The organism is Nostoc sp. C057, assembly GCF_013393925.1.
Taxonomy (GTDB): Bacteria; Cyanobacteriota; Cyanobacteriia; order Cyanobacteriales; family Nostocaceae; genus Nostoc; species Nostoc muscorum_A.
In genome coordinates, this window is the sequence record NZ_CP040285.1 from 52,282 (window position 1) to 58,281 (window position 6,000).

A 6,000-nucleotide genomic window follows, 5' to 3' on the forward strand; every position below is an offset into this window, starting at 1 on the left:
AACTACAGCCGTCCTTCCCGTTCCAGTTTTTCAATAGCAGCAGTCAGCAGCCATGCCCGGCGGCTGGTCTTAGTCAAAGAGCGTGCATTATCAATGAGCTTACACAACTGGTCTGGTATCGCCATCTGAAACCGTACTTCTTTGGAGGTATCGTCTTTTTCATCAGCTTGAGTTGGCGGACTGCCAGCATTAATCACACGCTCAATATCTACTTGGTTTGGCTGCTGACCATTGGGCTGGCTTGGCTTCTTGATTGTCATTTTGTACCTTTATTATCCTGATTTAATACTATATTAGTACTAAAACAGTACTGATATAGTATCTCTAACTCCTGAACCGCCTTTGGATCGCGTGGCTTAAGTTCAGTTACAGCCAAGCCTTGTGTATGGGCATTGGGAAAAGATTTTCTATCTCCAAGCCTTGGTGAAATCAAATCAATTCCTGGAGTCTCCTGAATGATTTGCATTGCATCCTCGTTATCCCGCCCGGATGCGTCGGCACGATTAAGGAACGCCCAGGCTTTGAGGTCTGGGTTGACAGTTCGCACTTCTTCTAAAAGTGCTGCTACTTTTTCCAATGTCCAAATATCAGGCCCTCGCGGTGGAATAGGTAACAGAACAAGATGAGCAACGGTTAACGCCGCCCTTTGAGTGGTTGTATCGCGCCCACCTACGTCAATAATTACATCTTGATAACGGGGAGCTAATTTTAAAACTTCATCTCTGGCTGCTCTGCCGCGAAGCTGTACACAGGTCAGTTTTTGGCTACCTTCAGGATAATGTTCGCTGCGGGTTGAAGCCCAAAGGGTGGTTGTCTCTTGCTCGTCGCCATCCACGAGCAACACATCGTAACCGTCTGCTACGCGCCGAGCCGCTAGGTTGGCGGCTACAGTACTCTTGCCAGCCCCGCCTTTGATGCCGCCGATAACGACAATCATGGTACTCAAGTAGTATTTAAATGGCTCTAATATTACACTATTTCAGTACTAAACAAGTACTAAATATCCGTGATATTAGTGTGCGTGATATTAGTGTGCGTGATATTAGTGTCACGAAAATTTCTTCATAGCATTTAGTCTAAAGTCCATTACCGTATATTAGAGGGGGTAAAGAAAAGCCTTGATTATAGAGCTTCCTTGTTACTTCAAATTTCAGGAATCCTTCCACTCCACCACCTTGAGCAAGTGTTTTCTTTAAGTCCTGCAAAATTTGTCTCCCTACTTTTCGGTTTTGTGTTTGCATGGTGTATATCCGGACATTACCTAAATTCGGTTTATACAAATCTAAATAGTAAAATCCAGATTCGAGGAACTTTTTATCTACCTTGGAATTGACTTGATGAAGGGCTAAGTGAATATCGCACGCCTTAACAATTCCTTCTGAGCAGGGGCTTGGACTTAGTTTAGGGAGAAGTTTATCCCAAATAGCTTCATCCAAAGGTAAATTTGAGATTGGCTCATCGACCGCAATTACTTCCTCTTCAATGTATCCAACAAAACTTTTATCTTGTTTGATATAAAACTGAGACTTTTTAAAGCAGATATCTGCCTCTTGCACAGTTGAAAATTTTTTAGACCAAAGGTGTTGCATTCTCACACAAGAATCGCCACCTATGATATTCTGCTCCGAAAACCCAGAGTCTCTGAAAAAATTTGCCAGTTCTACAGAGATTGAGTTAGCAATCACATGAGTATCACAAAAACCAACTTTAGAACTTGTAACCATGAATTTATCTTCTAGATTTAGGATCATTATTAATTAACCTCATATTTATTGATATATGCTGCGTTGATATATACTGCGTTTAGATTCTCCTCTCAGGAGAAGTTTTTTAAGAAAATAATGCGTTAACACAGATAGTACGCTTAAGGAAGTTTGCAGAAGTAAAGATACTCCACCACAAGCCATAATTCCCAAATATACTGACTCGTAGTTTTGATTGAGTCTTGCACTATTAATGTAATAACCAATTCCGTGGGAGACATCACCGATTTGCATTTCTGCAACTACTACTAAAATTAGTGACCAGCGCAAACCTTCCCTAGCTGCCAAGTATACACTTTCCGAAATATTACTAAATTTCCATAGCCAAACACCTAGAGATGAGTAACCTAAATTTTCTAGCATTTTTGATAAATCTATATTCAAACTTAGAAGTACTTTTAAGAGAATTAAAGAAGTAGACAGAGTAGCACCAAAAACTCCTAGAGCAATGATACTGCCAGATTCTAAACCTAAAGCTAAAGAAAAAATCGGCAATAAAGTTACAGGAGGAATGCCGCTCATTGCTTTAATAATTGGCTCAAATCCTTGGCGGAGATTTGTGGATATGCAAAGTAATATACAAATAATTAGAGACAGGCAAAAAGAAATTACAAAAGCACTAGAGGTATGGATATAAGTTTTGATAGAGTCAGTGATTAGACTGCCTCTTGTTAACTCGAACGGTATTGAAAGTATTACATTTAAAGGAGAAGAAAGAAAGCGCCAGTTTGGAATTGGGGGCTGCCAAGCGAATAATTTCCACACATAAGAAAGTAGGAAAAAATGAGAGTAAGCTATTAATTGCCAAACTAGTAAAATGAGTAAAAAGGCAAAAGTTGCTTTCCAATTAAAAGACTTAATTGTGCTATAAAATAGTACTCTCATTGTAAAAAATCAGTCAATATTCGTCTCAAACTTGTGTATTCTTGGGTATCAATATCTTGAAGCTTCCGAGGATGTGGCTTATCCACAAATATTTCTTTGACAATTTGACCATCTCGAAACAAAAGTAATCTATCAGCCAAAAACAGAGCAGCTTCTAGATCGTGAGTCACTGATAAAACAGTAATACCAACTGTTTGTCTTAAAAATTCAAGAAAAGCTAGAAATGAACCCTTTGTAGAAAAGTCCAACCCATTTGTTGGTTCATCCAAAATCAGTAAGCCAGGGTTGATGCCTAAACCTTGGGCTAAACAGAGACGACGCAATTGCCCCGATGAAAGTGCAGATGGCTTATGTTGAGACACTTCTGTTAAACCAGTTAGCTTGAGTAACAATTTAGTTGTTTTTCGTCTCAATTCTGGATCGTAGCAAATAGTTGCTAAAACAAGGTATAAATTTTCTTCAACTGTTAGCTGAGGTAAAGCGTTGGAACCATCAGCAAACACCATATACCCATTCAAGGAGCGTGTTCCTCGAAAGAGATAGTCCCACCAAGACCACTTTGTACGCTTTTGAGTCTGCATTTGTTTCCAAAATTGAGCAATTTTGTGGGCATACTGACTATTCTCGTTAGCTGAAGGTAAAACACGCAAATCTTCTGTTTCCAGCAAGTTATTAACAATAAGTTTGCCTGAGTCGAGCTTGGAATAGCCAGAAATACATCTTAGTAGCGTGGTTTTTCCGCTACCAGATTTTCCAAACAGAACTGTGGATTCTCCTTGATATAGGTTCAGCGATATTCCATTTAAAATGGGCTGCTTGCTGGAGTAGCCGAATTTCAAATTTTCGCAGCTTACTATAATTTTGCGTTTTTGCTGAATCATTTGTTTGGTTTGCATAATCATTACCTTACTAACTTGAAAATACGATTTTTATACACTGTGATGTATGCAGTACATGATGACTATTTAGATTCAGACGTTGTGGTTGACTTATAAATCATGGAACTAAATTCTTGCGGAGCTTTTTTGAGGGAGCCGTAACGTACAAGTTGATTGGCTACGTACTCTAAACCTGCTTCTGTTGGAGAAGGAAGCACTGTTGGTAGATGAAGTTTTTTAGATTGCTCAAGAGTGAGTTTTACGAAATTAATGTTAGAGTTATTTTTTTTATTAAAAGAAGGTAGACCTTTAGTCATAAGCCATTCCTGATCTTTCGATTTTTCCAATCCTTTTGTTAAAGCAGCGATGAATTTTTTAGAGACATTAGAATTCGCTTTTACCCAACTTTTACGTGCTAAATATGTAGTTACTTGCGTTTGTTCATTTCGATAGTAAAATCCATCTTGATCTTTTAATGTTTTAACTTGAGTTTGCAAAAGACCAAGAGTAATGTAAGGCTCCGCAGAAGCTGCCGCATCAACTGTTCCAGATTGCAAGGCTGTCACTTGGTCTGCATGAGGCATCCCAATTAATTGCACATCCTTCTCGTTCAGTCCATTGCGCTCAAGGTAGTCTAGAAGCTCTAAGACATCAGAAGTACGCCCTGGATAACCAACTACAGCTATTTTTTTTCCGCGTAAATCTTTTATCTTTGAAAATTTTGAATTTATAGGGACAATAATTCTGTGTTCTTTGATTTCTGCACTATCTATACTTGCTCCAAATATGCTAACTAAATCATCTGGGACTCCTTTACTGCGAGCCACGACTAAAGAAGGCAGTATGCTAAAAGCTACATCTATATTGTTAGCAGCTAAAGCTTCATTGCCTTCTGGCCCAGACTTAATCATTCGCAACTGAACATCTAGTCCCTGCGCTTTGAAATAACCTTCCTCAACTGCTGTGTAGAGTGGATAAGCAGAGAGCAGAGGTAAATAGCCGACGCGCACGCTGGGAGTGCTACCTGGGGTTTCTGTAAGTGGATTTTGTACAGGGTTACAGGCAATAACTAAAATAGTAATAAGAAAAATAAATAGCAAATTAATTTGTTTTTTAATAAGCCATTTTATAGGATAAATATCCCTATAATGTAATATTTTTTTTTGCACAATCATCGCTATCATATATTAATTTATCGTCTTACTAGTCCAATTTTTTTAGAGAAATTCTCTGGCATTTATGTTGAATATTTTTGTATTCCTGAGCAATCATATTATATTGTTCATTAGAAAGATACAACCATCCTTTTGAATTTATTGATGCAATTTGATTTTCTAAGCTTCGCATAACTATACCCTCTACTAAGAAATCTCCAAATTTTAATGTAGGATCATTTTCTGTAAGATTGAGATTGTAAAGTACAACATAGGGAGATGGCATCAAAAGCCAAAAATTTGTTTTGACAGGAGTTATCGCAAATTCTATGTTTTCAGCTAGCTTTTCTTTTAATTGTGCCAATTCTGTATCTAAATCATAATCTGAATTTTCATCACAATCTAGATTCTGGGGGTCATACAAAGAGTTTTTATTATCCAATTTAAATTTTTCAGCTTGTTGAGAGTACCACTCAATTTCAACAATTCTGCCAAGAGAACGCAACCATTTATTAATTAGAGCTTCCACCTGATTTTCTTCAAGTGAAGGATGAGATTGAAGCGAAGGAAATATAAATTCATATTTGAAATTTCTAACGATATTATTAGCAATAGAAATAGCAACTTCTTGACTCAATAATCCTAATGGAGGTTCCCAGCCTGCTACTATGGTTATTTGGTTTTTATATCCCTTTTCAGTAGAGTGTTTAGCAAGTTGGTCTTGGTCTCTATGAATAATTTGCCAAGGCATCAACAATCGATTGCAAATATCTTTAGGTCTCAAAGTATCTAGTTCTGGCAGTGCTTTTATTAATTTTGTAACTGCCTCACCTTCTGGAAATTCTTCATATTGATAAGCACGCATCCTGTGTATTTGCCGTGCTGATAAACTCGACTGACTTGCTAGGTCTGTGGATATGTAATCTGTCAATCCTTTTGCAAACTCTAACTGTTGATGCTTGAGTTGCACAATGGTGTCAATGTATTTCCCAAATGAAGTCGTCTCTGTCATAAACTTGCTAACCTACAATACTACCTTGCAGGTTAGCACCATTTATTTTACTTGGCAATAAGTCAAAAATACATATAATCTAGTTTTGTCAGTTTGACGTAATGCGTCAAACTGACAAAAAAAGTATTTTGTAAAACTGACAAAAATGCGGTGTTAACCTATTGACAAAAAGTCAGTATGTTTAATAAAGTGTTATCTAACATACGAAAAAGGAATTTTTGCTATTTCGACAACTTGCCTTAAAAGTAATCTAGCTTTTAAGCTAAGAGGATCATTTTACCAATAAGCATCTGTCAAGGAATTTAGCT

7 protein-coding genes are annotated in these 6,000 nt (G+C 37.5%); all 7 read right to left on the minus strand.

Annotated elements, in window-relative coordinates; genetic code table 11:
* Positions 1–2: 2 nt before the first annotated feature.
* Positions 3–260, minus strand: a complete 258-nt coding sequence (locus FD724_RS34160; RefSeq protein WP_100903315.1) for a hypothetical protein — start codon at positions 258–260, stop codon at positions 3–5.
* Complete coding sequence (locus FD724_RS34165) at positions 257–937, minus strand: AAA family ATPase (RefSeq protein ID WP_179076128.1); 681 nt, start codon at positions 935–937, stop codon at positions 257–259. The genes FD724_RS34160 and FD724_RS34165 overlap by 4 nt, the downstream gene beginning before the upstream one ends.
* A 139-nt stretch (positions 938–1,076) precedes the next feature.
* Positions 1,077–1,724, minus strand: coding sequence for a hypothetical protein (locus FD724_RS34170; protein ID WP_179076129.1), 648 nt, complete (start codon positions 1,722–1,724; stop codon positions 1,077–1,079).
* Between the two features lie 45 nt (positions 1,725–1,769).
* Positions 1,770–2,285, minus strand: a complete 516-nt coding sequence (locus tag FD724_RS34175; protein WP_179076130.1) for a hypothetical protein — start codon at positions 2,283–2,285, stop codon at positions 1,770–1,772.
* 359 nt (positions 2,286–2,644) lie between these two features.
* Positions 2,645–3,544: an ATP-binding cassette domain-containing protein gene (locus tag FD724_RS34180; RefSeq protein ID WP_179076131.1), complete on the minus strand. Its 900-nt coding sequence runs from the start codon at positions 3,542–3,544 to the stop codon at positions 2,645–2,647.
* Between the two features lie 65 nt (positions 3,545–3,609).
* Positions 3,610–4,710, minus strand: coding sequence for an ABC transporter substrate-binding protein (locus FD724_RS34185; RefSeq protein WP_179076132.1), 1,101 nt, complete (start codon positions 4,708–4,710; stop codon positions 3,610–3,612).
* A gap of 19 nt (positions 4,711–4,729) precedes the next feature.
* Positions 4,730–5,692: a hypothetical protein gene (locus tag FD724_RS34190; protein WP_179076133.1), complete on the minus strand. Its 963-nt coding sequence runs from the start codon at positions 5,690–5,692 to the stop codon at positions 4,730–4,732.
* Positions 5,693–6,000 lie beyond the last annotated feature (308 nt).

What these genes read in the sequence shown, in the direction of transcription:
- FD724_RS34180 (WP_179076131.1), bottom strand. Translation starts at nt 3,544, where the DNA reads ATGCAAACCAAACAAATGATTCAGCAAAAACGCAAAATTATAGTAAGC.
- FD724_RS34190 (WP_179076133.1), bottom strand. Translation starts at nt 5,692, where the DNA reads ATGACAGAGACGACTTCATTTGGGAAATACATTGACACCATTGTGCAA.
- FD724_RS34160 (WP_100903315.1), bottom strand. Translation starts at nt 260, where the DNA reads ATGACAATCAAGAAGCCAAGCCAGCCCAATGGTCAGCAGCCAAACCAA.
- FD724_RS34185 (WP_179076132.1), bottom strand. Translation starts at nt 4,710, where the DNA reads ATGATAGCGATGATTGTGCAAAAAAAAATATTACATTATAGGGATATT.
- FD724_RS34175 (WP_179076130.1), bottom strand. Translation starts at nt 2,285, where the DNA reads ATGAGCGGCATTCCTCCTGTAACTTTATTGCCGATTTTTTCTTTAGCT.
- FD724_RS34170 (WP_179076129.1), bottom strand. Translation starts at nt 1,724, where the DNA reads ATGGTTACAAGTTCTAAAGTTGGTTTTTGTGATACTCATGTGATTGCT.
- FD724_RS34165 (WP_179076128.1), bottom strand. Translation starts at nt 937, where the DNA reads ATGATTGTCGTTATCGGCGGCATCAAAGGCGGGGCTGGCAAGAGTACT.